Genomic DNA, 23,030 nt, shown 5'->3' with positions numbered 1-23,030 from the left:
ATAAGAAGGCCAGGATTCAGGGCCCCTTGTCGACGGGCGGCTGAGGCTTGATGAGGCCGCCAAATCCGTCGCGGACGACGTTGATCAGTGTTTTTGACACTGCGAGCACGGTGATCGCAACGGTCGTATAGGTCGGGCTGATCCACGACTGCGAGCATTCGAGCGCGCCGGTCGCCAAGGTTGTGCAGCCTGTGGCGATCAAGAACGCCGTGATGGCTGCCAGAGCTGCGATCAGGACATTGAGGACATTGTGGATAGTGTTCGTGTTGAGCATTGCAGTTCCTTTACTGAGCGGCCTTGGCCTGCTGGAGGGCGGAAGAAACGATCGCGTAGGCCTGCGCAACGAGCACAAGAGCATTGACGGCAGTCGTATGGGAGGGATCGGTGCAGATCGTTTCGACGCCGGAATAGGCCGCAGTTTCCTTGGCGACCGTCGTCGACTTGATCTTGCCGGTGGCAGCGACGGCCGAGAAAGCCACGTGGGCGATTTCAAGCGCAGAGCAGACCTTCGGAAGATTCTGCTCGATCGCTGTGTCGACCTGGTTTGTCGTCTGGCATGCGGAGAGAGAAACAGCGGACAGCACAAGGCTAGCCGCCATCGCGAGATGGAGGATGCGCATAGGAATGGTCCTTTAGTTGTTGGAGAGGATCAGGCTTCGTCAGTTGAAACGACGCCATTGGAATTCACGACAGGCAATGCTCCAGCCGGTAAAAGCTCACTGGATGGCCAACGATAGGAAGTAATGCGCGTTGTTGCGAACGGCTTGATGTTCACGGCATCCGACTGATTACCGCCGAGAACCATGATGTTGCCCTGCTGATCCTTGCCTACGACCAAGCCGACGTGGCCGCCGCCGGCACGCTTGAACGTGACAACGCAGCCGACTACAGGGGCTTTAAGCGAAACACCCCAATTCTGATATGAAAGCGCCAGTCCGGACCGGGTGGATTTGATCCCGACGCTTTCGAAGACGAAGCCTACGAATCCGGCACACCATGGGGTAGCATCATCTCGGAACGGCAGTCCCAGCTTCGCCCACATCCGGACGATTTCAGGGTTATTACCAGATCCCACGACCTCATGGAGGCCAATGTATTTGCGCGCGAAAGCGAGCCACCGGGGCTCGGTAGCTTGGATCATGATTTTTCTCCGAAATGAAAAAGGCGGCTCCGAAGAACCGCCTAAGTGGGATTGCTGCTCACCCTCGGGCAAGGCACCAGTGGATTTGAACTACGACTAAAGCGGTAGGCCAGCAAATTTCTTGAGCTAAGGAAGGCTTCCATCGCTTTCAGTTCGTGAAAGCTGTGGTTCGAGGCTTTGCGTAAAATTGGAGCGGCGCCGATCCGAAGGATCGCATTGGATCATCTCTGATTTTCAGGAATGTTGGCCCTCAGAACGCCAGATGAGCCTATTGCTTAGGAAGTTCTGTTTTTTTGTCTTGATCACTCTTCAGATCGGCGATCTGCTTTTGGAGGTCGGCAATTTGCGCCTGCAAGGCGATAATCTGCTGTTGCGACTGCCCCAGAGCCGTGAGCGCCTGGCCTACCTGGACGTTGCAACTCGCCACGATTTCCTGTTGGGACGGCCCCTGTTGGGCAAAAGCCGAGCAGGCACCAAGGCTGATTGCAGTCGCAAGGAGAAACTTTTTCATCGATCGATCCTTTACGGGCACACGTTGATCACGCCGGAATTGCTGTAGAGCGATCCGGACACAAGGCCTGAGCAACTGGTCGGCCATGCGCTGACAATGGTGTTCTTTCCGCCAAGCACAACATAGGCGCCGGTGCCAGGTACAAGTTGCAGATTTGTCGCCGGGCTGGTCTGAATGCTGAACGCGCCAGTGCTCAGCGTTTGCAGGACCCCATAGTAACTACCGGATTGAACGATCAGATTCTCATTCGCCGATGAGTTGGTCGACGCATTGACGAACTTCGCCCCGGCTGCTCCGACGACCGTTTGGTTCAGTGTCATATAGGGATAGGTTTGCGCTAGCTGCAGAGTTGTGTTCGGAACCTGCAAATTGAGAGTGCCGAGGCTATCAGTGAACATTTTGCCGAGCTGCGGATTTCCACTGCTGTCCAAAGCGGTCAAATTAATCGGCTGCGAATTGGAGGTTGGTGTGCTCGCCACAGCACCAAGGGAAATACCAATCGCTGCATCGCCATGGTTCGAAGCGAATGCGGTCTTCCATTGCGCCATGCCAGGCGTATGCGACGTCAAATAAGCCGATAGCGAACCGGTATTTTGAATGGTCGCATTGAGAATGGAGACCACGCCCGCAGCATCACCAGCCGGCGCGGCGCCGGACTTCGAATAGACGTTTGTGTCGAATTCGGCCGTGTACATGATCCGGAAATCAAGGCCAGTTGTCCCCGTGCACGATGTGCCGGCGCAGTTTACCGTGCTGGAATTGATCCCTTCGGCAAATCCGTTCGTCGCGCCGATGGCGCCGAGCGAATAGATCGCGACCGTTGATTTGTTCGTATTGTAGCTGACGCCATAGAATGCTCCGCAGGCATCGGGCCATGTTGCCACACCGCTGTAGCTACCTGCAGGTGTCGCCAGAGCGCACGTCATGGCCGAAGTGGAGGCGCTTTGCTGCCCCACCTCGAACGTCGGATCGACAGGTCCCACCTGCACTCGAAATATGTCCTTGGTCGTGTTGAGACCACTAGACGTATAAGGCGCCGTGATCTGCCCGAGCTGCCCGACGGATGTTTGAGGCGTACCAAGGCGCATCGTGGTGCCGGCGAAATTGTTGAACGTCGGAGATGGGTATTGCTGAGCGGCAGCGGGTAAAGACAATGACAACGCAAGCGCCATCCCCGTCAAAAGGTGGAGAATCTTCATTGGAATATCCTTATCATTAACTTTGGCTGATAACGCCACCGTTGTTCCACCAGATCCCAGAAGAGGCTGGCAGCGTTGTTGGAAGTCCGTCGACGAGCATTCCAAAGAACGTTGACGCGTCGGTCGCGTTCAAGATGCTGCGCATGAAGGCAGAGACCGTGAAACTTGCCGCCTCACCAACACCTGTAAAATAGATGACCTGATCGGCGCCCGGGTTGACCGCGTCGATGGCTGCCAAGGGAGGGCCGATAATGGCGTCTTGGATGTTGTTGATGATGTTGGTGAACGAAACCGACTGGTAATTGTCGATATCGGAGTCCCACGCGAGGAAAAATGTCTTGTCGGGATTGGTAACGGACGGCACCTGCACCAGATTGCCATAGTCCGACGAGACAATAAGATCTACGCCGTCGCGGGTTGCTGAAATGCCATTGGTAGCCGTTATCCGAGCTGGATATCGCGGCACGACGCGAAGGCGCAAACTGGTTTGGCTCATGTTCTGACAATCCCGTCGATGATGGGCAGCGAGCCAACAAGCTCCTGCTCAGTGATATCGTCTCGCGTGATGGTAATGCCGGTCTCGTAGGTGCCGGGGGCCAAACGGCGCATTTCATCGGCCGTGAAATGCCATTGGATGATGCCACCGGTGATCAGCTCGATATGACCATCTTCAGTCGTAGCCGAAAGAATCCGACAGCGCGGTTCGCGCGCCCGAACCTCCAAATGAACGGAAAGGCCATCCAGATCGGTGAGAACTTCGTTCGTATCGTCGTCGACGAGCTCGATCGTGCCGAACCAATCGGCGCGGTTCGACACCGGAGCAAACTTTGCTTCATACATCGTCAAAGCCTTATGTAGATGGTGAGAGCCCGAGAGGGCTGGATATTGTTATGCGCCGCTCCACCGCCGATCGCACCCATGGTGATGCCCGTATAGGCATTCTGAACCTTGAGGCCGCTAGGGTCCGGGCCGCCCTGTGAAAAGCCGCCAAAGTTACCTGGCGTGATCGGGAACGGCTGCGCTCTGTTGCCCCAATCATGGATATGCCCAGGATCTGAGAGCGGATGCGCATGGTTGGGCATTTCGCCGACGGACAAGGTATGCGCAGCCTCGCCTCCGGCCCAGCCAAGGCCGGCTCCCGGGATAATATTGGCCGCAATATTGCCCATGACATCGGTGCCAACGATCGCTCTGCCCCGCCAATCTGGAAGCGTCATCTGTTTGTTGGCATTCCAATCCGCCAGAGCATTCGCGCCGCGGCCGCCCACTACCGTCAGGTTAGGATCGGCATTCCAGAGCCAGGAGAACAGGGCTTGAGCGTCAGAATTTGCGCGCTCCGACGCTCCGGAGATGGCATTGCCGATCGTGCGCGCGTTAGCGCGGACGAAGCCTGTTCGAGTCCCAGACCCATAGCCCATGATCATGTCGCCGGTGATCAGCACGGAACTGGGATCGACTGGCGTATCGCCGCCACCGCCGCCTCCCGTCGAAGGGCCGATGATCGGCAGCCCGTCGACGTCATAGATGATGACGCCCTGCGCGCTCGTCAGGCGCTCTCGATAGAAACCATCCGCTTCATCGAAGAACACCGGCGGGAAATAGCCATTTCCATCCGTCTGCACGGGGTTCGGATGCGCGTTGATCGACCCGAGCGAATACGACTTGTAGACGGTGATAGGCGTCGACGTCCCACCCTTATAGAAATACGCCCGGGCACCGATGAACGGCTTGCCATTGGCGTCATGGATCTGGGTATTCGACTGGTTCCAGAAACCGGCCATTCGTTTCTCCATAGAAAAAGGCGGCTCCAGAGAACCGCCTGATTGTTATTCAGAACGAAAAAGTAGCGGATCAGGCCGCGTGAGACTCCGGCGCAGCCTTGACCGCACTGTAATCAAGGAGATTGAGCTGCCGGGGGTCGTGCAACATTGCTGGCACGACAGGAAGACCGAGGCGAAACCAGAGCTGTGCTGCCGCCTGCGTTCCGAACACCTGACGGCTTTCATTCACAAGCCGTAGCTTGACGCTTTCATTCTCCTGCGCGTCATCGATACTCTCGCCATCCTTAACGGCGGAAAGCGTGGCATCCTTCGTGGAAAAATGCTTCGCGAGGACGGCATAGCATTCCCGCTTGTACAGAATGACCTTTTCACGGACCTCCTCATTGCTGATGCGAGAGGTGTCAATTGTGAACAGCCATCCGTTCACCAGCTCAAGCTTGAGGCAAATGGCCTCCTGATCGCCGCCACGACCGAAAGGTGTGGCCATGATGGCCATACCTTCAAACAGGATCTGATCACGTTTCACGCGCTTCAACTGCGCGGACCAGTCCATCCCCATACCTTCGACGATCGGCTTAAGTGCAACAAAAATGCCGTCGTTATTCTCAAAACCGTAGAGATCATCCCCACGGAAGTTGACAGTTACGATATTGCCCATGTTATGGGACTCCGTGTTATCTGGCTGCGCTAACAGTCAGAGGACCTATGGAATGGGGCGGTCGGCAGCATGGGGGTCCAATCCAGTGCCTTCCGCCCCGCCGTGTTTAGCGCCACGGCCATTCGCCGCTAAGCGAATCTTCTATTCTGTGACAGAATTCAGTGTCCGGGTGCAATATCTAAAGGACACTAATCTTGTTCATTCACATGCTTCAGTGGCAGTCGTTCCACAAAATTCCACAAGCCCACAGGACTAAGTCGTGTTCCGTATCCGTTCGCGCAGCCGGTCCATTTTGGCTCCGCTAAAAAACGCGCCCCGAAGAACCGCCTTTGCTAACTCGCCTTTAACGAGAAAAATACTATCCATGTTCTCGCCTTTAACGGAGAGCAGCCATGAAGATTTTGGTAATTGCGCTTTGCACCCTAGCTTTCAGCATTTCCGCCGCAGAGGCTCGGTATCGCGACACTCGTCCGCACAACGGCTGGGCCACCGGCCATTGCAAACGGGCGAGCTGCTACGCGAAACATCGTGGCGGCACCTACCATTACCCATATCATTACGGTCACCGCAGACGATAAAGGGCCATAAGCGTCGCCAAGGGGAGCACATGGCCTGTTTTCATCTCGCGCCGTTCGTGTAATGTGCGGGCATGCAAACCATCGACCACGATCCACAAGAGCCGAAGATTGACCGGACGCCAGGCCCGTGGCGCTGGGTGTTTCCGATCATTTTGGCGGTGATCGGCGTCAATCTGTTCACGGGGCAATTGAGTTGGCCATCGTTCCTTGGCGGCGTGGGCGCGGGTGGCGTTTTGGCGGCTTGGGCGATCGAGGTCACTGGCAACAAGGTTCCCGAGTCCTGGAAACAGAAGCGGCCAAGAATTTAGTTCCCGACAGCTCGTCCGGGTCCCGTCGAAATGAGATTGTTCAGAATCGCTGTTGCCAATCCGCGTTTCGCGGTATCGGACGTCACCTTGCTTGATGCAACGGTCAGCAGGTTGCGAGCAGACTGAGGATCTGTTTCCATTAGACCACGCCCAATGCGCTCGATGACGCGCGGCGGCATGCCCTTCCCTTCGTTCAGAACTCGCACTGCAGCCTGCACCGCAGCAGTCTTGAGGTTTCCGCTGAAGAGATTAGTCAGCACGGCCGGATCGAAGTTCGCGATGTCCGACATGTCCGCTAGATTATCCGCAGTGCGTGAGCCCCCGATCGCCTGATTCATCGTTTCGAACATGCGTTGCTCTCGCGTCACCCTGTTTACTAGCTGATCGCCCATCCCGGGAGCGGCAAACGACGGAAACTCGCTCTCATACTTCGGCGTCATAAGCATCCGCGCCTTGTTCGTGGTCGGCGACGAAGCAGCAGCTTCAACGCGGGTCACTAGCGGATCGGCATAGCCGGCGCGAAATGCCTGCTGCTGATCGGGAGTCATCGCGTTGAAACCAGCGATGTTGTCGGCGGCGCGAGTTCGACCGGAAGCGGCCGCGGTACCGGCATCGACGGCATCTATTACGCCGCTGCGCTCGGCATAGTTGGCCGCGGCCTGCCGGTAAGAAGGCGATGCATCCGCAAGCGCGTTGTTGATCTGGCGCTGGACCTGCCCGAGTGCATTCGCACGCCAGTTTGCTCCCTGGTTCGTGGCGCGCTGGATCATATCGTCGACGTCCATCTTGGCACGGAACAAGGTGTTGAAGTCCGTAACCTGTGAATTCCCATCAGAAAGCATGTTCCGGACCCGGGCAAGCGCGCCCTCGATTGTATCGTAACCGATGTGGTCGCGAGGGTTTACGACCTGATTGGCGCCGGGAGAAAGAGTTTGGTCGATCGTATCGAGAACCGGCGACACATTGACGGCACCGGCATCACGACGCGCAGCGCCATAGAGCAGGTTGGCTTCAGCATCGCGTGCCCCGGTCAACGCTCCCGCACGCTGGGCGGCCGTATCTGGAGCGGCGAAACCCTCGGCGATGGCGTTCGAAAGCCGTTCGCCCTGCCCTGCCTGGCGGGTCAGGAGCTGGTTAACGACTTCCTGGCGGGCATCGTTCGGCGTACGAGCCACAGAAGAGAGCATTCGTTGGCCTGCATTTCCAATGGCGTCGGCGACGGCGTACCCTTGCTGTCCATCGTCGATCGCTGACTGAATCGAATTCGCCACATCGTCGGCCGTCACGCCAGCCCGCTGCATCGCGGCCCCGAGAGCGCGGTTTGCCGCGGGCGTAGGATTCAGGCGGGAAGTGATCGGTGCCAAAAGCGAACGAAGGAACGAGCCCGCGCCGGCGGTGACGTACGGAGCCACGGCGCCCGTGCCCAGCCCTACCAGTCCACCAATACCCCCGCTTTGCAGACGATTGAGAAATCCACCCTCTCCGCTTCCGAATCCCTGTGCCGCTCCCAGCGCCCCACCCTCGCCGGCGCCTGCAGCCGCGACGCGTCCAAGGCTCGCCCCACGATTGACGGCATTCGCTGTGAGAGAAAGACCGCTCTTTGCCAGCCCAGCGCCGCCAACGACACCGCCGGTGATCTGGCCAGCAAGACGATAGCCGCCGCGATTCTGCTCGTCTGACGCATTGACGGCACGTTCTGCCGCAAGCGCTTTGTCGTAGTCGGCGTTCTTGGTGTCCGATGCAAATGGTGCATCGAGCGTACGAGCGACCGTGCCCAAAGGGTTCCAAGAGCCGGCATAGAGGCCGGAGCTATAATAGTCATCCGGCTTCGTCTGGAGCGAGAGCGGGCCGCTCTTCATCTGCGCCGCGATTTCATCTGCAAGGCCGAGCGAGAGCGTATCTGCTGCACCGCGGCCGAAGGCGTCTACGCGGCCGGCAAGACTGTCGCGCGTGTCCGCCGGCGCTCCGCTGATCAGGCGTCCGACACCAGTGTCGGTTTTGCCGGGAATGACAGCGCTATTGTCCTGCTGAGGGGCCGGTGTCGAGCCCTGACCGCCGAGCGTCTTGGCGATTTCTTCGACTGTTGCCTGCTGCTGATCCGGTGGCAGCTTCTCAAAGCTGTCGTCCACAGTGATCCTCTGGCCACCGATGTTCAGAACGCTCATTTTTCAATGCTCCACTTCACACCGGAGGAAGTCGTGTTGCCAGCAGGCGCCGCAGACGGAGCGGAATAGTCTTCACCGTACATCTGCTTGTAGGCACCTGAGAGCCGCATTTTCGCGCCGGCAACATACTCGCGGATCTTGCCGAGCTGCGTGCGCAAGTCGTCTTCGCTTTGCGCCTGATTGAGCGACGCAAGGTTGTTCTGCAACAGCTCGTTTTCCTTGTCGGAGATGGCGCCGAGCGCGCCGCCTGTCTTCGATGCATCGCGCATGGCTTGCAAGACACTGAAACCGATCTGCGATTTGAGCGTGTTCAAGCGTGCCTGGACACTGGCGCCTTTGCCGCCTGGAACGTTCGGCAGGATGCCAGACCATCCGGTAACGCGGCCAAGGTCATGATCAGTCGCCAGATCGTTGGCGGCCGCATCCAAGCGATCGAGGCTAGAAAGTGTGCTCCCGAGCGACGAGCCGGCCGCTACCTTACCGGCTGCCTGTTCGCCGGTGTCCGTTCCTAACTTTTTCTGATACGCCTCGCCCTGCACATCCTTGGGAATTTCCTGAGATGTGCCATTCGTCGTATCCTTGATCAACCATGACGTCCCGAGGTCGATCTTCTCGAAACGGTTCTCCGGCTTGAAGTCGGCCGGCAACGGCACCTTGTTGGCGGATCCGTCCTTGCCAGGTTGGAAGAATGCCGGATTTCCGTTGCTGTCGTAGCCCTTGATGAGCGTGCCGTAGAAGTTGTCAGGGTTCGATCCGGCACCGGAAGGCGGCGTGATCCACTGCCCACTGCCGGCGTCATAGAAGGCGCCCTTCCCGTTGCTGAGAAGTTCCTTCTTCGAGCTGGCAAACTTGCCGAGGCTCTGAACTTCGCCGGTGGACTGGTTCGCCCGGGCAAGAGTACCGTCGTCGAGCTTCACGAAGGACCAGGGCTGTGCCGTCTTGCCTGTCAAAACCTGCTGCCATAGCTGCAAGCCAACCTCCCGGGTGTAGGGATTGCGCACCATGGCGGCGATCTGATCGTTTGCGACGTTCTGCCGGGTTGCCGGCTGAGCAGCGGCGATCACATCTGGGCCAACGTTCAGCGCCGGAGCGGTTGTGGCGGGTACCGTGGCAGACGGCACCGGGGGATTGACCGGGCCGCTTCCTGCGGCGAGCGGCGTCTGGCGATAGGCCGTCGTTACGGTCGGGTCGACATACCCGGACTGTGGGGCTTGGCTAGGGCCGAGCGCGGCATTCAACTGGGCAGGCGTCGCCGTGGCAGGATTAAAATTGGCTGCGGTCGTTGCTGCCTGCGGAGCTGGGTTGCTGGCGCGCATCTCCGCCCCTGCTCTCGGCATCGGCAGACCGATTGACGGATCAAGACTCGCAACCTGTGTCGGACCGGCTGGCGCTGCTGCCTGCGGCTGCGCATTGGCGAATTGCTGGGCATAGTAATTCTGCGTCAAAGCAGCGCGCTTTGCAGCTTCACCGCCCGGTTGATCATACCCGGCAAACTTCCAAGCGTTCGCCATGATGCTTGCAGCTTCCTGCGGGCTCTTGGCGGCGTTCAGGCGCTGGATGAGCGTCGGATCTTCCTGAAGGAAGAATTTCGCCTGCAGTTCCGGGCTGATGTTGGACGCATCGGCGCCCTGCGACTGCGCAAAGTTCCGCAGATTGGCAAGCCGCTCATTGCGCCAGGACAAAATGCCGCCGGCGGTGCCTGCCTGACCGCTCTGCGACGGATCGGCCCAGGCAGCATTCACCTTCGAAGGGTCCCAAGAGCTTTCGGCGCGTCCGGTCGCGGCAACTGCTGCCAGACCATAAGGGTTCGTCAGGCCACCGCTGCGCACCGTGCCGATGAATTGGTTCTGGATTTCGTTCGGCGTGCCGGTGGCGACGCTTCCCTGCACCGGCGCCGGGTTGGTGGCCGCGACCTGCTGTTGAGCCGCAGGCGCGGGAATGCGGTTGCCGCCGAACAAGCGACCGAGAAAGCCGGGTTGCTGCTGGGGTGCGGGCGTGCCGGTGATGGCGGGAATGACGTTCTGCTCGAATGCCTTGTTCTGAGCGGCGGTATCGATCGCGCTGCCAAGGGAGTTCGTCAGGGTATCGAGCCACGAGGTATTTGCGGCCGGGAGCTGGGTAATCGGAACGCGGAGACTTGCGATCGCCATCAGAACAGACCTCCCGTAAGTGCCTTGGTACCGAGGCTGATGCCTCCCCCGACGAGCTTGCCGAGGAATGAATTGCTGTTCTGCGCTTGCTGCTCTTTGACGGCTGCCAGATCGTTGTTGAGGCCCATTTGACCTTGAGTGACGGAGCTCGTGAGCCCGAGGCGATCATCAGCAGTCCCCTGATACAGGGCTGCCTTGTTTCCAAGCACGCCGGATGCACCGTTGGCCGCAGTAAGGCCTTGACCGGATAGGCCGTTGAGCCGATCAAGCCAGCTTCCATATTCCTGATTGGCAAGCCCGGTGCCAAATTGCGAAAGCGCCGTCAGCGTGTTGCCCGAATTGAGCATGCCGGCCGCCGATGCGCCGCGAAGCGCTGCCTGCGTGCCCTGGTCGAGCGAGAATTGATAGCCAGGGCCGGCTTGGAAGGCGCCGGTTGCCGCTGCATTCCCATCTGCGCCGTTCAGGCCGAGCGCGTCGGAATACATGTTCGTAGCACTCTTGCCTGCAGCCAGATACGGATCGTAATTGCTTGAGGCTTGATCGAGAGCGGCTGCAGACTTCTGCTCGCCGGTGTCAATAATGCTATTGCCTGCGTTCTGGAAGTTGTTGAGCAAAACGCCGTTCTGCCCGATCGCAGCTTTTGTCGCTTTCCCAATGTTGCTGCCGGTCAGAGCGTCGAGAAATCCCATTATAAACCTCCGGCCGCTAGGCGCTTTTCAACTTCGCGAATGTGTTGGTCGAGCGCCTTCAGGTACTGATACCAGTTCTGATTGACGCGGCCTGTCTGCGGGTCTGCAATCCGCTCGGTTGGCACCGGCAGTTGCGGCAGTGGTGAGAGTGTGGAAGCCATCAGTTCGAAACCGGCGTCGCCTGCTGCAAGCCGCCCAAGATCGACACATAGACAGGGTCGGAAACGTCGATGCGCCAGACGCGGCCATATCGGCTCGACATACCGGCGCGATTGATGACGACGGGCGTTCTATGAGTTGCCAGACGACCAATCGGACGCTGCAGCGGCGTTCCAAACGAGTTGCCGCCGTCATCCGACCACGAAATCATGCAAACCGGATCCGTCTCGATCGGCTCATCACCGGCAACGAGGCCCTGTCCAACGATCATATCGAAGTCGGCTCGTGGGATGGCGATCCGATCGGGAAAATTCGCCGTGGGAAGGGAAATTGCGCTCAAGACGAGCGGCTTGCTGCCTTCCTTGGCATAGTTCGGGTCGAGCTTCCAAACGTCCCCTGTCGTACGGTCTCCGATCACCCATCCATTGAATGCCTTGACCGAACAGACGCCACGCCAATGGTCATTGAGATAGCTGGCGCGCTCATGCCAGAAGCCGGTTGCAAGCTCATAGGTCCACGAGAACGTCGGGCCGGTCACTGTTGCCCACATATGGCCCGAGGTGACTGCTACGGTGACATCGATCGTCGACTTGTCCGCGACGGCCTCGATCAAGCGATCCAGATCCGAGCCGGAAATCTTAGTGGGCTGGTAGCCACCATCGAGGCGATAGACACCATTGTCGTCACCGACGAAAATCAGGCTCGAGAAACCGTCTTCATTGCCTGCGACGGCGTAGGTATCGGCCAAGCCCTTCGAAAACACGGCGGCGCGCGAGAACGGCGTACCGGTGGCGTTACCGGCGTTCTGCCAGAACTCCATTCCAGATGGCCCGAAAAGCACAAGCTGCTCGCCGAAACCGAAGGCGTTCAGCAATCCACCGGGATGGCTTTCGGCCTTGCCAAAATCGAGTGCGTTGACAGCGGTATCATTGAGTGCCGAAACGAAATAACGGCCGTCGCGGATCGGGAAGATGAAATAGCCATCGATGAACGTCACGCTGATCGGCTGCGGCAGGTCACCATCCGCATATGCTAGCGGCGGAGCATCCCGCGTGACGATGAAGGCGCCGTTCTCGGTAACGCAGACAATATCCGGTATCGGGGCTTTGTTATTCCGCGCAAACGTCACGCGCTTTGTGCCGCTCAGAGCGCCGATATCGGTCACGACGAAGGCGCCAGAGACGAAATTAACCCGCGTCAGTTGATCGGCCTGAGCGACGAACAGATCGCCGTTATAGAAGTGGAAGCCGCGGCAACTGTTATGCGCCGTGGTCGCAACTGGCGAAAGACCTGGGGCGCGGCGGCGAGCGAAGCTGTTGCGTGATCCCTGCTCGAGCGGCTCGGCATAGCAGTTGATCAGACGGCCGGAACCTTCGCCCGGGCGCGCACCTGGCTCCGTGCTGGTCGGGAAGATGATGTCAGCCATCAGAAATATTCCACCGGCAGGACTGAGCCGCGAACATATGTCGAGTTGCGAAGCTGGCGCAAAGTGCTTTCGGCTGCCAGATTGGACGCCTCGTTGCGCGGCTGCCCGAAGGTAGGAGCGGCCTCGTTCGCAAGGATCGTCGCAAGCGGATTGATGAACTTGTCCTCAAACTCGTTGGGATCGTTCGCGCCATAAATCTCGCGATCGTTAAGCTCCTCGAGCTTTCCGTCGATGATGCCGTCGATATCCTGGACATTCTCAGGCGCTGGGCTCTGTCCTATGCCGCCGTCAGCCTGCAGAAGCTTGAGCGTGGCAAGAATCAGGTCTTGTCTCGTCTTCATCTCGCCACGCTCCGTTTCAGATCAGGATGCGATGTATTCGGCCTTGTCCTCATCGGACAGAGCGTTGAATGCGTCGGCCTCTTCCTTTGACAGCGCCACGTGATTAAGCAGCGCGCTGCCCTGCATGATGGCGAATGTACCGTCTTCCTGCTCAATGGCGATCAGCGGCTCTTCATTCTGAGGAGCTTGCGGGATCGCCCTCGGGGGTGCCTTTCCGTCATCCAGAACCTGGAAGAACGGGTTGCCCCGAAGAATCGTCAAAACCGCTTCATCGGTGACATCGGTTGCGCGCCGAGCGCTGAATTTGTGGTTCAGCGTCTCGGTATCGTCGGGGGTGCCGGCTTCCGGCAGATATTTGACCTTTACCATCGTCGCGCCCCTCAGTTGGCCGGGATGTAGGCAAGGACGAGCTCAGCGTCGCCGGTTGTCGCTGCCGTACCGCTGTTGTCGACGGCGAACACGATATCCGTGTCGACCGTGACCTTATGGCCGACCGCAACGGCCATCGGCGCGAAGCCCAGTGCTGCCAAGGATACGTTTAGGCCGTACTTGGATGCGTTGCTGGCATCGCCGATCTGGACGCGATTGTTGGTGCCGGCATTGAAAACCGTCTGCACGTCAACGCCCGAGAGAGGCGCCAGGATGATGGCACCAGCCGGAATCTTGAATTTCCACGTCAGAACGCCATCTGAAAACTGGATGCGCTTGCGGTAGTACTGGACATTCTGAAAGCCGGCGTCACGCGCCGTGGTGTTGGCATTGAGAGGCATCGTCGTGCCCTTTCATGAGTGAGGGAAGGGAAATGGGCGACAAAAGCCGCCCTAGCCGTTCATCAAGAGTCCTGCGCGGCGCTGCTGAACTTGGTGACGACGCCCCACTGCTTCAGTGCCGTGCCGTCCATCGGATGCTTCTTGAACATCTTCGCTGCGCCGTAGGCCATCTCGGTGCCGACGCCCTGAATGAAGCCGTAATCATCTTCCTTGCGGAAGGTTGGCTTTGCCATCTGGCCCCAACCAAGGACTGCCGCCTGTTGACCACAGAGAAAGCCGGGTTCAATGCGAGTGTTGGAGTTGCCGGCCGTCTGAAGTGAGGTCCAAACCTGCGTAACGTACAGGGTGATTTCCGGCACCTTCCGGATGATGATGCCATCATAGAGAAGGTCGCCGTCGACAAAGAGCGGGTTCTTGTCGATGCCATTGCCTTCGCGGGCGCGAGCATTCGTGTTCGCCGTCTTGATGTCGGCGTCATTCTGCAGGTCACGGAACTCATTCGAACCGCAGAAATAGACGTACCATTGATAGCCGTCCGCAGTTTTGTACGGCCGGATTGCCGGCACCGCGTTTTCAGCCATGCGCTTCGCCAAGGTGAGCGACGCCGCGCTGGACTTGCCGGCTGCCGTGGTGATGTTGGCCAGCGCCGTGGCGTGGGTGGCATTGTAGTTCGCAATCGCATTGCCGTAGAGGATGCGGTCGCTGTTATCCTGGTTCCAGGTATTGCGCTGGGCAGCCGTCGCGGCCTCGTAGCTGATGCCGTTGACGGTGTTGCCGTCGTCGGAACCGAGTCCCACGGGAGCGATTTCCGCGGGAAGAGCCATGAAGGCAGCAATCAGGTCGTCGCGCTGACGCTCCTTGCCCCAGTCCGAGAGTAGCGGCTTCGCTTCGCCAAACAGATCGGCCGAGTCCTTCTGGATCTCGTTCTTCTTCATGGTGACGGCATTGCGCGCCCAATCGATCCACAGACGCATGCCGTAGTTATCGATCTTGTCTTCATTGCCAACGAGCGTACCCGAGCCGCGTCCTTTGCCGCGAAGCTTGGTGACCATCGGGATGTTCATCTGCTCGCCGCCGTTCTTCAGCTCCTGGCGGATGCGGATGATAGCGGTTAGATCCGCGCCCATATAGGGAGAGAACAGGTTTTCGCGAACGAACTCGCGGTTGATTTCCTTGGTGTACTGGACAAGTTTATTGTTGTCCTGAACCGTAGAGACGGCCATGGGATGATCCTTTCAAGACGGGCGCGGCGCCTCGCAGGGCGTTACCGCTTGCCGCTGGTTGCGTGGCTGAATAGCGCGCTGTCGCTCATGTCGTTGTCCGCAGCGGTGTTGCCACCGGACGGAAGGCGACTGAGAGACGGCGGAAGGCTTGTGACGGGCTGGGCCGAAGTCGAACTGGATGCTGCACCAGAGCGGACGCGTTCGAGGATCTTCGCCTGTTCGGCGGGGTCAGCGAGACGCCTTTCAAGTTCAGCTTGAACGAATGCATCCGGGTCGTCTCCAACCCGAGCAATCGCTTGCTGCTGCTTGTGCCACTTCACCAGATTGTCGAAGGGATTGCCGCCGGCGGAAGTAATCTGCTGATGCAGAACCTTCCCTTCCGGAGTGCCGAACAGCTTTTCTGCCGCTGCCTTGGCCGCTTGCACGGCATCAGGCGTGTGCACAGCTGCAGCTTTCGATTCCCACAGCTCTTCACGCATTTCCTGCATCTGCTGCTGGAACGGCGTGAGCTGATTTTGCAGATAGGCGTCGGGATCATCCCAAAGGGCGATCGGGCGCTCTTCCTGCTGTGGCTGCGACGCTGGTCGCTGCCGCGCAATGACCATCCCGCGAAGTTCCGCGATTTCGCGGCGAAGAGCTTCGGCGTCTGCCTCTGCTGCCTGCCGCTTTTCGCGTTCAGCCTTCACGGCGCCGACTGGAACATTGCCGGGATTCGGCTGCTGTTCGGTCGGCGCCGCGGCGGTTGGCTGCTCGACAACAGGAGCCGGCGTTTCTTCCGGCGTCTTGGTGGCGAAGCGACCATGATCGTCGCGGGCTACGGCTGTCTGTTCAGTTACTGGTGCTGGTGCATCTGCTGTGATCTCAGGCGCCGGAGCGCTATCGGACAACAGCTCATTCAATTCCGAGTTTACGGCCATTGTAGTCTCCAATTCGTGGGAGTTTTCACGGATCGCCCTTGAGCCTGGCGGCGGCTATCGCCCATGAAGTCGGCGGCACTCTGCTGAATGCGGATCAGCGCCCGATGATCGCCCTTTAGGATGGCGGCTCCTATGTGAGGTTGGCTTGAGCCTGCTGACGCGTCCGTGCGGCTTCATTCGCCGCTTGCATTGGCTTCAATTCTGCCTCGACATTCGATTTTCGCGCGTCAGCGAGCGTTTTCGCCGTCTGCGCGTTGGTATTGCGGATCTCGGCGACGCTACGGACGACATCAAGGTCATTCGGAGCATCCGGCTGCGTCGGGTTGTTCGCCTCAGACATGGCCTTGGCGGCCTGTGCATGCTTCAACTGCGCACCGGCCTGCGTCTGTTGCAATTCAGCTTGCGCCTGGGCAACAGCGAGAGGGTTAGGCTGTGCGGCCTGCTGCTTGGCTTCCTGAAGAATGGCAAGCGCCCGCTGTTTGATCGACCCTTGCAACGGAGAAAGCTCGATCAGAAGCTCTGGCGGAACCGCAATCCCCTTCTGCGCCATGATGGACAGGGTATCGTATGCGTCGCCCTGCATGTTGACGCTGTCCGGACCTTCGTCGAGGATGATGTCGACATCGAGCGAGCCAAGAGCGTTCACGATGGCCGGCTGACCGGTCCGCGGATCGATTGACAACTGATTGACGGCAAAGAACTGGGCAACCTTGTCATCATCAGTGACGCGGATCCAGCGCTCGCCGGTCCAATGCTGCTGAACGGCGCACCAGATCGCTCGATAGACGCGGATCTTCCAGCCACGATTCGATGAAAGGTAAGGCCCAAGCTCGGCAACGCCGGCACGCTGCTGCAACTGAATTGCGCGCCCTGACATATCCTGTACGCCCTGCCCCATCAGCGCCGGGTTGAAACCGTAGTTCTCAATCTCGTTCTTGGCGTCCTCAAGGAATGCCATCTGGCCTTGCAACTCTTGGCCGCGGGCCGCGTCATCGAAGACTGGTGGGGTGGCACCGGGCGCGACCTCGATTACTCCATCGGGTCGCGCAGCCTCGCGTCGTGTCTGCTCAATATCGTCGACGGCGCCCTTCTCGACGATGATGCGCCGAGAGTTGAGCGTATGAAGCCCCTTGGAGCGCCGAGCATTCACCTCGTCCTGGCTGGACTTCATGTTGCGGATGAAGCCGTACCGATCACCGTCCTGATCGATCGCCGCCGACCACATGATGTATTTGCAGATCGTCTTGTTCTTCTCGTTCCGAAGATAAGACGGACCCTCGGCCAGGATCATGGAGCCCGTATAGATGCACCAGAACCATTCGCCGTTTTTGATGTACCAATGGTCGACGATGCGGATACGCTTCGATGTCTCGCCGTTCGCAAACCATTTGCTGTCGCTGTCCGGATTGCTGGTCAGCTCGGAGCCGTTTTCCAACGAGGCGCTGATTTCAGCGGCTTTGTCGGGAAACATCTCGATCGCGGCTTCTTCGTCAGCCCACTTCCCAACCCCCATGTAACGGGCATCGGAGAAGTCCGGCTTCAGAGAGCGCGGATCGTAAAAGAACGAAGCCGCATCAACCGTCTCGATCCCGATCTCGGCGTCACCCCGATCTCCACGCTCGATGATAATCTCGACGCCGGCAAGGCCGTCGACAGCGCCATCCTGGCCGCTCAGGAGCGCTTTGGTCTGCCAATCCTGTTCATCGCAGACATACCGGAGCACAGCGGTCGCAACTTCGGCGCCCTCTTCGTGCTTCGGCGTTCGCGGGAATCCTCGCGGGTCCTGCTTCTGCTGCTCGAGAAGCCCAACGAGGCTGTTGATCTTGCGGCCGATGCGATTGTACGTGACGACAGGCTGCTTGCGCTTATTGAGAACCTTGATTTGATCAGCCGTATACTGGGCACCGTGATAGTAGCGTCGCGCGTTCTGCTGCTCTTTGATTTCCTCGTTCTTCAAGCCGATGTAGTCGAGATACGCCTTCTTCAGCTTCGCGTGATTGGCGGACGACTGGGCAGGCGGAAGCGTCGAGGCGGTCGGCCCCTGCGACGGGGACGAACCAGCCGAATAGCCTGTTTGATTCATCAGTAGGTTATCCAATCCCCGGCATCAGCGTTGTCGGAACGCGATTTGTAATCCTGGCGCGGCTTATCTTGTTCGGATGTCTTCGTCGGTACAAATGGTCGGGACATGCAGCCGTAGCGGGCTTCATCGGCCACGTGGTCCTCTGCATCGGTGTCCAAGTCTTCCGGCCTGTCAGGGTCATGCTGCAGCAGTGGCACCGTGCGAATGAAATCCTTGCAAGTCGAGAAGACGAACAGTGTTGGCCGCTCGCCGTCACCTTTCAGCCTGGCACGCATCTGGTCCCAGCCGCCCATGGCGCCGCGCTGAGCGACGCGAGCATTGTCAGCCGGCTTGAACATCACCTTGAAATTCGTCTCCCGCATCATGCGGCTGGCGATTGATGGACCGCCGTCTTCGGCGAAGGCAGCGGGATCGAGAACGCCATAGGACAACTTCTCCGTCGGCGGCTGGGTCATCTTCTTGGTCTGCGGATCAAAGCGGGCACCCTCGCGCTCCGCAATCCCGCGCGCCACCTCCTCGGCCGTCAGCTTCAAACCAACGTTTGCTTCACCTGCCTTGCAGCCATACCATTCGCGATAACGGACAATCGCACCACGCGGGATGACGCCGGATTCGGTCGGATAGTCATCGCTGGCGATTGCCCACCAACCAACGGAGAACGGCCTGGCAGAGCCCCAGTCCATCGATCGAAAACGCGTCCAGTCACCCGGAAGAACGAACGGTCGCACAATATGCCTGCGCGTGTCCCAGCAATCGAAGAACGCACCCTCGATCGCGTTCCAGTCGCCAGAGAGCCAAGCCTTAACGAGTTGGTCAGAGCCGACGAGATACAGGTTGTTGATGTAATCCGGGTCATTCTCAAGCAGGAGCTTGTTGTCTTCGATCCGGCTCGGGATGAAGACGTAACGGTGCTCCTTGCCGTTTGGAAGCTTGCGCGCCAGCAGCTTCATGCCGTTTGGCGCAGGGTCGATATATCGTTGCTTGATCCAGTGCTGCCCAGCACCGCCGGGATTGCCAGTCAGGATCAATTGCGTCGGAACGCCTTTCGCGGAACGCAGGACACCGAACATTCGATCGATCGGCTTCGGGTCGGGGTAAAGACCCGCTTCCTCGACGCAGGCATCGGTTACGTTTTGGCCTTGATACTTGTCGGCGTCCTGAACGCGCTCAAGCGGTCGAAAACGAAGACGGCCGCCTCCAGGAAACACCCACGTCTTTTTCTGCTCGTTCCAATCGGCGCCGATCTTGCCGTATATCTCCTTGCTCCGCTCGATCGCATCGTCGAGCATCGGTAGCTCACGCCGGCAGAAGATCGCATTGAAGGCAGACCGGTACGTCGCGGCCTTGATGGCATACTTGCCAAGAACGCCATCAGTCTTTCCGCCACCACGCGCGCCGCCAAAGAACACCTCTCGGAACGGGCAATCGACAAGTGCGGTTTGTGGGCCAGCCTGAGGAGCCCACGCCGTCCTACTTATCGTCGTCTGATCCATGCTCTTTCAGCCAATCGGCCTCTGTCATGGGCTTGGCATTGATGACGAAGTTGACCTTGCTGTTCAGATCGATATCGAGCTTGTCGCCATAGACCTTCGGGCGAAGCTTGCCGGCCATCCATTTGCGAGCGTCAATCTGCAGGCGGCGATGCTCGATCATATCCGCCTTAGTCATTTCGATGACGTTGCCGTCCTTGTCGACCTTCGTCTTCTCGCCCGTGATCGGCGTATTGGCGATGTCGAGGATCTCGTCAAAGAGAGCGTCAGCCTGGGCTTCACGAGCGCGCGCGTACATGTCGCGAAAGCTATCGTGTGCACCCAACCACCTGAAAACCGTTGCCCGATGCGGCATGTCCTCGGCGAGGCATATCGATTTGAGGCTCTCCCCACCTGCGAGGCGCTCACAAATCCCATCCGCTATCTCTTTTGTGAACTCCGATGGTCTGCCTGTCATTTTACGCATAATATTCTCGCAAAAATATTCAGTAGTCCTCGACTCTTTTGATACTTAGTCGCAAACTATGGTTGTTTCTCTGCGTAATAAGTTTAACGCAAGGTTTCATCACCGAATGAACTAGGGAGCGAAAGATGGAATTCGAAAAGGGCGATGTAGTGCAGCTCAAATCAGGCGGTCCAAAGATGACGATTAGCGATATCGGCAAGTACAACTATGCAGACTATGACAGCGCCAACTGCGATTGGTTTATTGCCGACAAATCACCATGGAAAAAGGAAAGCGCTATTTTCCCGCTTCATTCACTCAAGAAGGCTGAGTAGACATCTGGATTCCGAGCGTATGCAGGACTTGCATGGATTAACCTTGGGAGGGTTTCGTGATCAGCAACAATGTGCCTCACAACGATTTCAAAGAAGGCTTCATCGTAGGATATCAGCTGCTTAAAGGTACTGCCGTCGGCATACCTGGGATACCAGGGGTGCCGGGAGTGCCCGGCAATACGACAGCCTTCCTGATGGGAATCAAGGCTGGCATTAAAGCTGCCGGTGGAACGCTCACGAAGTAGAATCCTCTGAACTACTCAATGCCACATATCAATAGCGCAAAATCAAGCGAGGAATTCCCACCATGGAAAAAGGCTCAGATGCTTACAAGATCGAGTTTCTACTCGGGCAAGTCCACGGGCTGAGTGGCTTCGTTCAAGCACTTGCAGTTGAACGCCCCGATCCACGCCAACTTTCCATAAGCGCCTAGGAATTCCCAAGTCGGTCTGGCGAAGATCGAAATAGCGCCGATCTCGTTGCTTTGCGACCAAAGGTGCGGTGACTGAAAGAAGTATTATTCACGCAGGAGTTACAAAAATGGGTCTGAAAGACGAAATAATCTCTATCGTATCCAAAGCAGACGAAGAACGAGACAACCAAAAGAATGCAGCCCAACAAGCTATGGAAACGATAAAAAGGAAAGACAGGGAAGACGCCACAGCGGCCTTAGAACACCTGCTGAGCGACGAAAGTATAAAGAAGATAATCAAAACTCACGCCGCAAAGGGTGGAAAGAGGGTTGCAATGATATCCGCTAAAAATGGAATGACTGCACTATACGACTCGCCTGCCATCCCATCGTCTCGACAGACTATACTGGATATCACATTCGCCGCCAAACCAATGGAAGCAGCACAGGCGTTTAAGGATGAGTTCATCCAATCGCGCGTCCGAGAGTTGGCTAAAGAGGGACTTAAGTTCGAAAGCAGATTCGATATGCAAGAGCAGGTGCTGGTTATAGCAATTGACTACAGCAAAGCCGTGTCCTGATCTATTTGACAAGCATGGCTATTACCGACCGTGTCGGTGCGAAAGTGTCCAATGTCGAAGGCTCTCATCTGTGGACCGCCTGGCTATGCCATCCGCCGAAGGGCGGGAAGATCATCAGGCGCCGGCCACGCATGCAAATCCGATGTTATCGATTTGCCGCGCCTGGTCACCCGGTGTTCGAATTCCCGATCGGGAAGGATCGATTCCGGCTCTGCCGTTCGGCCCGCTCCAAGAGCTGCCGGCGGCTTTAACTCACAAGTCTGCTGGATCGGAAAAATCGGTGAGCGTTCTACGCAAATCACCACTATCCTTTTTCTATACCGAAGACGGGTTCCGAGTAAATAGCCTGAGACGCCTGATTTCTAAGCTTTCCGGTATTTTCATATCCAAAGTGAACTGCGAGGGCGGTCATGCCCTGCTTTAACATTTCTATATAGGCTCGCTGAAGGTTCTTGCTCTGGGTAAGTTCGGTTATGGCCCTGCCCTCTCCCGCGACCCTCACCATGATGTCATAGCCGATCCCAAGCACGCGCCGGCAATCGGCTAGATCGATACCCGCCTGGATTTGGCGATCGGAAAGAGCGGATCTCGGGCCGCCGCCATCTACGGGCTCGCGGCTATAATCAAATGATCCGGTCCCTGCGCCACCGAGCGCTTCCCATATAACGCGGAACCGCTCTGCTGCCTTCACCTGAGCTGGGTTAATGAGTTTACGCCGCTCAAGCGTAACCAGCGCGCTTTCCCGCAAGTTCACGGCGCTCAAGATCCGTTTCGGGTTCCAGCTCTCGCCATCATGCGCTGTGTTATGGAGCGGGTTGTCTACCTCGTGCAGAACCAAATCTGTCTGGCGGTGCCCGATGCCTGCCAAGGTAACTTTGCTCAGCTTTGCCTTGCGTCCTCGTACCGCCATTTCAATGCCCTCGATTAGTGGATTTATCTGCGACTATGAGCTGTCGCGGCAGTTGCGAAACGGAGCCGAATATCCGTCCAAGAAGATGGCTTCGGATTAATAAAGTTAAATGCGCTCGCCTCGATAAAGGCCCAAGAAAGGCTCTGCCGTATTGGAGTCCTCGACCATGAACATCATGCCGCGCTTCTCTCCAGTCCGCGTTGTTCGCAACTCTACTGGCGAAATCAAAACCGTAGGAAGCGCCGACGACGCCTGGAAGACGCTTCTTGACGATTGGCCGGCCGACGAGGGCAACTGCTTCATGTCCGCGCTGCTGATCTGCATGGAAGTGCAACTCGGCGAGCGCTCGCCCGAGGAAGCTCGTGTAGCTTTCATAGATGCCGCGGTAGAAGCAGGCGTTCCCTTGCTGTCGTGACCTGGCATCTGGTTCGATCCCACCAACCACCGGAACCTTCAAGGCTCCGGCAAGTTGACTCTTCATATTCACAGGAGACGTCCAATGGCCCAATGGTGGAACAAGCCCGTAATCGTCGAGACCCGCAAGACTGGCGACAGATTGGTGATCTCGAATAGCGAACGAGCTGCTGAGTACATGCTCAACGAATGGCCGACCCTTGAAGATGGTCAAGCATACAAGGCCGCCCAGAAGGCACTCCAGCAATCCCACGATGGCAAGCTTGAGGCCGAAAAGGCTAAAGAGGCTTTCCTCGCAGCTCTCGCAGAAGGCGAAATATTTGTCTTTGATGAGTGAAATCGCA

General features: G+C 58.0%; 29 protein-coding genes. 6 read left to right on the top strand and 23 right to left on the bottom strand.

From position 1 onward, the window contains the following. Positions 1–16 precede the first annotated feature (16 nt). From FHT29_RS02150 to FHT29_RS02110, 9 genes are all read right to left on the bottom strand, one after another. On the bottom strand, positions 17–274 hold the full coding sequence (locus FHT29_RS02150; protein ID WP_168599082.1) for a hypothetical protein: 258 nt from the start codon (positions 272–274) through the stop codon (positions 17–19). Between the two features lie 10 nt (positions 275–284). Next, positions 285–620: a cell wall anchor protein gene (locus FHT29_RS02145; protein ID WP_168599081.1), complete on the bottom strand. Its 336-nt coding sequence runs from the start codon at positions 618–620 to the stop codon at positions 285–287. Positions 621–649: 29 nt separating this feature from the next. Continuing rightward, entirely contained in the window at positions 650–1,141 is a 492-nt protein-coding gene (locus FHT29_RS02140; RefSeq protein ID WP_210255352.1) for a TIGR02594 family protein, read from the bottom strand. Between the two features lie 268 nt (positions 1,142–1,409). After that, positions 1,410–1,652 (bottom strand): hypothetical protein, encoded by a 243-nt coding sequence (locus FHT29_RS02135; protein ID WP_168599080.1) that lies wholly within the window; start codon positions 1,650–1,652, stop codon positions 1,410–1,412. Positions 1,653–1,663: 11 nt separating this feature from the next. Continuing rightward, complete coding sequence (locus FHT29_RS02130; protein WP_168599079.1) at positions 1,664–2,851, bottom strand: hypothetical protein; 1,188 nt, start codon at positions 2,849–2,851, stop codon at positions 1,664–1,666. Between the two features lie 16 nt (positions 2,852–2,867). Next, positions 2,868–3,347 carry a hypothetical protein gene (locus tag FHT29_RS02125; RefSeq protein WP_168599078.1) on the bottom strand — a complete coding sequence of 160 codons (480 nt, stop codon included), beginning with the start codon at positions 3,345–3,347 and terminating at the stop codon, positions 2,868–2,870. Beyond that, complete coding sequence (locus FHT29_RS02120) at positions 3,344–3,691, bottom strand: hypothetical protein (protein ID WP_168599077.1); 348 nt, start codon at positions 3,689–3,691, stop codon at positions 3,344–3,346. Before FHT29_RS02120 ends, FHT29_RS02125 begins: the two co-directional genes overlap by 4 nt. A 2-nt stretch (positions 3,692–3,693) precedes the next feature. Continuing rightward, the gene (locus FHT29_RS02115) at positions 3,694–4,632 is read right to left on the bottom strand and encodes a hypothetical protein (RefSeq protein ID WP_168599076.1); all 939 of its coding nucleotides are present in this window, start codon (positions 4,630–4,632) and stop codon (positions 3,694–3,696) included. 70 nt (positions 4,633–4,702) lie between these two features. Continuing rightward, the gene (locus FHT29_RS02110) at positions 4,703–5,290 is read right to left on the bottom strand and encodes a phage antirepressor N-terminal domain-containing protein (protein WP_168599075.1); all 588 of its coding nucleotides are present in this window, start codon (positions 5,288–5,290) and stop codon (positions 4,703–4,705) included. Between the two features lie 649 nt (positions 5,291–5,939). On the opposite strand from FHT29_RS02110, the gene FHT29_RS02105 reads away from it, so the two are divergent. Then, entirely contained in the window at positions 5,940–6,176 is a 237-nt protein-coding gene (locus FHT29_RS02105; protein WP_168599074.1) for a hypothetical protein, read from the top strand. On the opposite strand, the gene FHT29_RS02100 is transcribed toward FHT29_RS02105, so the two are convergent. The 13 genes from FHT29_RS02100 to FHT29_RS34275 form a co-directional block, all read right to left on the bottom strand. Further along, entirely contained in the window at positions 6,173–8,341 is a 2,169-nt protein-coding gene (locus FHT29_RS02100; protein WP_246702972.1) for a hypothetical protein, read from the bottom strand. The genes FHT29_RS02105 and FHT29_RS02100 overlap by 4 nt on opposite strands. After that, positions 8,338–10,491, bottom strand: coding sequence for a phage tail tip lysozyme (locus FHT29_RS02095; protein WP_168599073.1), 2,154 nt, complete (start codon positions 10,489–10,491; stop codon positions 8,338–8,340). Before FHT29_RS02095 ends, FHT29_RS02100 begins: the two co-directional genes overlap by 4 nt. Continuing rightward, positions 10,491–11,180 (bottom strand): hypothetical protein, encoded by a 690-nt coding sequence (locus FHT29_RS02090; RefSeq protein ID WP_168599072.1) that lies wholly within the window; start codon positions 11,178–11,180, stop codon positions 10,491–10,493. The genes FHT29_RS02095 and FHT29_RS02090 overlap by 1 nt, the downstream gene beginning before the upstream one ends. Then, positions 11,180–11,341 carry a hypothetical protein gene (locus FHT29_RS02085; RefSeq protein ID WP_168599071.1) on the bottom strand — a complete coding sequence of 54 codons (162 nt, stop codon included), beginning with the start codon at positions 11,339–11,341 and terminating at the stop codon, positions 11,180–11,182. Before FHT29_RS02085 ends, FHT29_RS02090 begins: the two co-directional genes overlap by 1 nt. After that, on the bottom strand, positions 11,341–12,765 hold the full coding sequence (locus FHT29_RS02080; protein ID WP_168599070.1) for a hypothetical protein: 1,425 nt from the start codon (positions 12,763–12,765) through the stop codon (positions 11,341–11,343). Before FHT29_RS02080 ends, FHT29_RS02085 begins: the two co-directional genes overlap by 1 nt. Next, positions 12,765–13,106 (bottom strand): hypothetical protein, encoded by a 342-nt coding sequence (locus FHT29_RS02075; protein ID WP_168599069.1) that lies wholly within the window; start codon positions 13,104–13,106, stop codon positions 12,765–12,767. The genes FHT29_RS02080 and FHT29_RS02075 overlap by 1 nt, the downstream gene beginning before the upstream one ends. 21 nt (positions 13,107–13,127) lie before the next feature. Beyond that, positions 13,128–13,475, bottom strand: a complete 348-nt coding sequence (locus tag FHT29_RS02070) for a hypothetical protein (RefSeq protein WP_168599068.1) — start codon at positions 13,473–13,475, stop codon at positions 13,128–13,130. A gap of 11 nt (positions 13,476–13,486) precedes the next feature. After that, positions 13,487–13,876, bottom strand: coding sequence for a hypothetical protein (locus FHT29_RS02065; RefSeq protein WP_168599067.1), 390 nt, complete (start codon positions 13,874–13,876; stop codon positions 13,487–13,489). A 62-nt stretch (positions 13,877–13,938) separates the two neighbouring features. Further along, positions 13,939–15,099 carry a DUF4043 family protein gene (locus FHT29_RS02060; RefSeq protein WP_168599066.1) on the bottom strand — a complete coding sequence of 387 codons (1,161 nt, stop codon included), beginning with the start codon at positions 15,097–15,099 and terminating at the stop codon, positions 13,939–13,941. A 41-nt stretch (positions 15,100–15,140) separates the two neighbouring features. Continuing rightward, on the bottom strand, positions 15,141–16,016 hold the full coding sequence (locus FHT29_RS02055) for a hypothetical protein (RefSeq protein ID WP_168599065.1): 876 nt from the start codon (positions 16,014–16,016) through the stop codon (positions 15,141–15,143). Between the two features lie 130 nt (positions 16,017–16,146). Then, positions 16,147–18,099, bottom strand: a complete 1,953-nt coding sequence (locus tag FHT29_RS02050) for a hypothetical protein (RefSeq protein ID WP_168599064.1) — start codon at positions 18,097–18,099, stop codon at positions 16,147–16,149. After that, positions 18,099–19,592, bottom strand: a complete 1,494-nt coding sequence (locus FHT29_RS02045; protein WP_168599063.1) for a terminase family protein — start codon at positions 19,590–19,592, stop codon at positions 18,099–18,101. The genes FHT29_RS02050 and FHT29_RS02045 overlap by 1 nt, the downstream gene beginning before the upstream one ends. Beyond that, the gene (locus FHT29_RS34275; RefSeq protein ID WP_348644850.1) at positions 19,570–20,046 is read right to left on the bottom strand and encodes a terminase small subunit protein; all 477 of its coding nucleotides are present in this window, start codon (positions 20,044–20,046) and stop codon (positions 19,570–19,572) included. The genes FHT29_RS02045 and FHT29_RS34275 overlap by 23 nt, the downstream gene beginning before the upstream one ends. 134 nt (positions 20,047–20,180) lie before the next feature. Here FHT29_RS34275 and FHT29_RS02035 point away from each other — a divergent pair, with 134 nt between their 5' ends. The 3 genes from FHT29_RS02035 to FHT29_RS02025 all read left to right on the top strand — a co-directional run bounded on the left by FHT29_RS02035 (position 20,181) and on the right by FHT29_RS02025 (position 21,362). Further along, positions 20,181–20,369 carry a DUF2158 domain-containing protein gene (locus FHT29_RS02035; RefSeq protein WP_168599062.1) on the top strand — a complete coding sequence of 63 codons (189 nt, stop codon included), beginning with the start codon at positions 20,181–20,183 and terminating at the stop codon, positions 20,367–20,369. Positions 20,370–20,425: 56 nt separating this feature from the next. Then, the gene (locus tag FHT29_RS02030; protein ID WP_168599061.1) at positions 20,426–20,614 is read left to right on the top strand and encodes a hypothetical protein; all 189 of its coding nucleotides are present in this window, start codon (positions 20,426–20,428) and stop codon (positions 20,612–20,614) included. Between the two features lie 295 nt (positions 20,615–20,909). Continuing rightward, a complete protein-coding gene (locus FHT29_RS02025; RefSeq protein ID WP_168599060.1) occupies positions 20,910–21,362 on the top strand; it encodes a hypothetical protein in 453 nt (150 codons plus the stop codon). A 304-nt stretch (positions 21,363–21,666) separates the two neighbouring features. On the opposite strand, the gene FHT29_RS02020 is transcribed toward FHT29_RS02025, so the two are convergent. Then, on the bottom strand, positions 21,667–22,272 hold the full coding sequence (locus FHT29_RS02020) for a hypothetical protein (RefSeq protein ID WP_168599059.1): 606 nt from the start codon (positions 22,270–22,272) through the stop codon (positions 21,667–21,669). 166 nt (positions 22,273–22,438) lie between these two features. On the opposite strand from FHT29_RS02020, the gene FHT29_RS02015 reads away from it, so the two are divergent. Both FHT29_RS02015 and FHT29_RS02010 read left to right on the top strand, forming a co-directional pair. Then, complete coding sequence (locus FHT29_RS02015; RefSeq protein ID WP_168599058.1) at positions 22,439–22,687, top strand: DUF982 domain-containing protein; 249 nt, start codon at positions 22,439–22,441, stop codon at positions 22,685–22,687. Between the two features lie 84 nt (positions 22,688–22,771). After that, complete coding sequence (locus tag FHT29_RS02010; RefSeq protein ID WP_168599057.1) at positions 22,772–23,023, top strand: DUF982 domain-containing protein; 252 nt, start codon at positions 22,772–22,774, stop codon at positions 23,021–23,023. Positions 23,024–23,030 lie beyond the last annotated feature (7 nt).

It is taken from the genome of Rhizobium sp. SG741 (assembly GCF_012275435.1).
Taxonomy (GTDB): domain Bacteria; phylum Pseudomonadota; class Alphaproteobacteria; order Rhizobiales; family Rhizobiaceae; genus Rhizobium; species Rhizobium lusitanum.
This window is presented reverse-complemented; position numbering and strand designations above follow the sequence as displayed.

What these genes read in the sequence shown, in the direction of transcription:
- FHT29_RS02150 (WP_168599082.1), bottom strand. Translation starts at nt 274, where the DNA reads ATGCTCAACACGAACACTATCCACAATGTCCTCAATGTCCTGATCGCA.
- FHT29_RS02145 (WP_168599081.1), bottom strand. Translation starts at nt 620, where the DNA reads ATGCGCATCCTCCATCTCGCGATGGCGGCTAGCCTTGTGCTGTCCGCT.
- FHT29_RS02140 (WP_210255352.1), bottom strand. Translation starts at nt 1,141, where the DNA reads ATGATCCAAGCTACCGAGCCCCGGTGGCTCGCTTTCGCGCGCAAATAC.
- FHT29_RS02135 (WP_168599080.1), bottom strand. Translation starts at nt 1,652, where the DNA reads ATGAAAAAGTTTCTCCTTGCGACTGCAATCAGCCTTGGTGCCTGCTCG.
- FHT29_RS02130 (WP_168599079.1), bottom strand. Translation starts at nt 2,851, where the DNA reads ATGAAGATTCTCCACCTTTTGACGGGGATGGCGCTTGCGTTGTCATTG.
- FHT29_RS02125 (WP_168599078.1), bottom strand. Translation starts at nt 3,347, where the DNA reads ATGAGCCAAACCAGTTTGCGCCTTCGCGTCGTGCCGCGATATCCAGCT.
- FHT29_RS02120 (WP_168599077.1), bottom strand. Translation starts at nt 3,691, where the DNA reads ATGTATGAAGCAAAGTTTGCTCCGGTGTCGAACCGCGCCGATTGGTTC.
- FHT29_RS02115 (WP_168599076.1), bottom strand. Translation starts at nt 4,632, where the DNA reads ATGGCCGGTTTCTGGAACCAGTCGAATACCCAGATCCATGACGCCAAT.
- FHT29_RS02110 (WP_168599075.1), bottom strand. Translation starts at nt 5,290, where the DNA reads ATGGGCAATATCGTAACTGTCAACTTCCGTGGGGATGATCTCTACGGT.
- FHT29_RS02105 (WP_168599074.1), top strand. Translation starts at nt 5,940, where the DNA reads ATGCAAACCATCGACCACGATCCACAAGAGCCGAAGATTGACCGGACG.
- FHT29_RS02100 (WP_246702972.1), bottom strand. Translation starts at nt 8,341, where the DNA reads ATGAGCGTTCTGAACATCGGTGGCCAGAGGATCACTGTGGACGACAGC.
- FHT29_RS02095 (WP_168599073.1), bottom strand. Translation starts at nt 10,491, where the DNA reads ATGGCGATCGCAAGTCTCCGCGTTCCGATTACCCAGCTCCCGGCCGCA.
- FHT29_RS02090 (WP_168599072.1), bottom strand. Translation starts at nt 11,180, where the DNA reads ATGGGATTTCTCGACGCTCTGACCGGCAGCAACATTGGGAAAGCGACA.
- FHT29_RS02085 (WP_168599071.1), bottom strand. Translation starts at nt 11,341, where the DNA reads ATGGCTTCCACACTCTCACCACTGCCGCAACTGCCGGTGCCAACCGAG.
- FHT29_RS02080 (WP_168599070.1), bottom strand. Translation starts at nt 12,765, where the DNA reads ATGGCTGACATCATCTTCCCGACCAGCACGGAGCCAGGTGCGCGCCCG.
- FHT29_RS02075 (WP_168599069.1), bottom strand. Translation starts at nt 13,106, where the DNA reads ATGAAGACGAGACAAGACCTGATTCTTGCCACGCTCAAGCTTCTGCAG.
- FHT29_RS02070 (WP_168599068.1), bottom strand. Translation starts at nt 13,475, where the DNA reads ATGGTAAAGGTCAAATATCTGCCGGAAGCCGGCACCCCCGACGATACC.
- FHT29_RS02065 (WP_168599067.1), bottom strand. Translation starts at nt 13,876, where the DNA reads ATGCCTCTCAATGCCAACACCACGGCGCGTGACGCCGGCTTTCAGAAT.
- FHT29_RS02060 (WP_168599066.1), bottom strand. Translation starts at nt 15,099, where the DNA reads ATGGCCGTCTCTACGGTTCAGGACAACAATAAACTTGTCCAGTACACC.
- FHT29_RS02055 (WP_168599065.1), bottom strand. Translation starts at nt 16,016, where the DNA reads ATGGCCGTAAACTCGGAATTGAATGAGCTGTTGTCCGATAGCGCTCCG.
- FHT29_RS02050 (WP_168599064.1), bottom strand. Translation starts at nt 18,099, where the DNA reads ATGAATCAAACAGGCTATTCGGCTGGTTCGTCCCCGTCGCAGGGGCCG.
- FHT29_RS02045 (WP_168599063.1), bottom strand. Translation starts at nt 19,592, where the DNA reads ATGGATCAGACGACGATAAGTAGGACGGCGTGGGCTCCTCAGGCTGGC.
- FHT29_RS34275 (WP_348644850.1), bottom strand. Translation starts at nt 20,046, where the DNA reads ATGACAGGCAGACCATCGGAGTTCACAAAAGAGATAGCGGATGGGATT.
- FHT29_RS02035 (WP_168599062.1), top strand. Translation starts at nt 20,181, where the DNA reads ATGGAATTCGAAAAGGGCGATGTAGTGCAGCTCAAATCAGGCGGTCCA.
- FHT29_RS02025 (WP_168599060.1), top strand. Translation starts at nt 20,910, where the DNA reads ATGGGTCTGAAAGACGAAATAATCTCTATCGTATCCAAAGCAGACGAA.
- FHT29_RS02020 (WP_168599059.1), bottom strand. Translation starts at nt 22,272, where the DNA reads ATGGCGGTACGAGGACGCAAGGCAAAGCTGAGCAAAGTTACCTTGGCA.
- FHT29_RS02015 (WP_168599058.1), top strand. Translation starts at nt 22,439, where the DNA reads ATGAACATCATGCCGCGCTTCTCTCCAGTCCGCGTTGTTCGCAACTCT.
- FHT29_RS02010 (WP_168599057.1), top strand. Translation starts at nt 22,772, where the DNA reads ATGGCCCAATGGTGGAACAAGCCCGTAATCGTCGAGACCCGCAAGACT.